This is a genomic window from Furfurilactobacillus sp. WILCCON 0119, assembly GCF_053471565.1.
In genome coordinates, this window is sequence record NZ_JBPCCV010000001.1 from 23,617 (window position 1) to 25,412 (window position 1,796).

Genomic DNA, 1,796 nt, shown 5'->3' on the forward strand with positions numbered 1-1,796 from the left:
ACGTGACGTTAACGACGACCGACGGTCAAAGCAAGACGGTGAAGTTAACCGTCTTGGCCAACCAGAAGTCGATCGATGGTCATGATTACATGATGCACGTTGGCGACGCTACACCAACAGTGGACAACTTTGGTGGACAGGCAACGGATATTGATGGGAAAGTAGAAGCCGTTTCAGTCGATCTAAGTGGTGCCGATGTGACAAAGGCCGGCATCAAAAGAAATGGCCAGAAAACGATGGCTTCAGTTAATGGAACAGAGCTACCAAAAACTGGGGAACAACAGCACGATGAAATTGATGGATCAACTAGTTTAACTATGCTTGGTTTAGTCGGACTTGGGATGGGTCTACTTGGTTTTCGTCGGAAGAATGAACAGTAAGCAACGTTGTAAATAAACTAAGTCATCAAAAGACTCGTCGGTCTCAGTAAGGGTCCGGCGAGTCTTTTTTCGGAATAATTCTATTGAACGAGAAAGGAATTGAACCCATGCGTAAAGCACAACTACTCGGTGAGCTCAAAACTGTAATTGAAACACAAGCCTATATTCATTCCATTAATCATAAAGTGCAAGAAAGTCTTGGATACGATTTAAGTACGCTGTACATTCTGTCGTTACTACAGGAATCAACCGTAGGAATCGGTGTCACGGAACTGACGAAAGCGCTGCTGTTGAGCCCTTCCGCGATGTCCATACGGCTAACCACAGGTGTCCGTCAGAGGCTGATTCATGTGGAAGGTGATGCCAATGATCGACGAACAAAGCGAGTCTACATCACCGAATACGGTGCACAAGTATTAGCGGAGAATTACTCCAGTTTAAAGCGAATCCTAAATACAAATTAACTAAATATAGAGGAAATTGTATATCGATTATTTAAAATAAGGAAAAAAAGTAAGTATAAAAACGTGTTGTATTTTAACCTTTTTGTTAGTATCGGGTTGTCCCAATAAGCAATTCTGAAAAGGAGTCTTAATATGTCAAAGGAAAATCTGAACCTCAAATATTTTACACAAGAAAATAGCGTACATTACAAAATGTATAAGAGCGGAAAACTTTGGATGGCTAGCGGCTTAAGTATTCTGGCTCTCTCGGGTGGGCTGGTTTTAAGTCAAGTGAACGTTCATGCTGACACGGGGACAACGACGCCTGATCAAACGCAAACTACTTTGGTTACAAAGAGTGCTGTTGACGAAGCAAATACAACTAATTCAAATGCGATCAATTCAAATGCAAAATCATCGACGGTGCTGGATTCGCCTCAAACGCCGTCAACAAAGGTTATTACCGACAACAATAAGGTAGACAGTAATAGCTTGGTTACAAGTCAAAGTGGATCAACACAGGCACCTGCTTCACAAGCATCAAGTGCTTCCGGTGTCAATTCTCAGCAAGCAACTAACGGTGCTGACGGAGGAACGAAAAATGAACCTGCGACGCTGGCAACATCGATTTCAAACAATGCAGCAACAGTAACGGCTGTGCCAAAGAGTCAATCCAATCTTGAATTACTCGCCTCACCATCTGTGACTAATGATGATGTTCAGCAAGCTGTGGAGGACAACTTAAAGGATAGTGTAACGGTTCCTGCTAGTTATTTGGCAAACGCTAACCCAGACGGGTCAGGCCCCTTCACTGCAGGTGTTAACCAAGTGATTCCATTCAACGCCTTCGGCGGTGATGGGATGTTAACACGGTTGTTATTAAAGTCCTCCGACGGCGCACCATGGTCAGATAATGGGACGGCAAAGAATGCGGGCTTACTTCCAATTAGTGAAAACTCAGACCAGTTTACTT

At 43.5% G+C, this 1,796-nt stretch carries 3 protein-coding genes; all 3 read left to right on the forward strand.

Features of this window, described 5'->3' with window-relative positions:
• Positions 1-380: LPXTG cell wall anchor domain-containing protein (locus tag ACRYI5_RS00180; protein WP_448223815.1), on the forward strand; the 380-nt coding region annotated here is incomplete at its 5' end.
• Between the two features lie 107 nt (positions 381-487).
• Positions 488-844, forward strand: a complete 357-nt coding sequence (locus ACRYI5_RS00185) for a hypothetical protein (protein WP_448223816.1) — start codon at positions 488-490, stop codon at positions 842-844.
• Positions 845-1,060: 216 nt separating this feature from the next.
• Positions 1,061-1,796: SSURE domain-containing protein (locus ACRYI5_RS00190; RefSeq protein ID WP_448224288.1), on the forward strand; the 736-nt coding region annotated here is incomplete at its 3' end.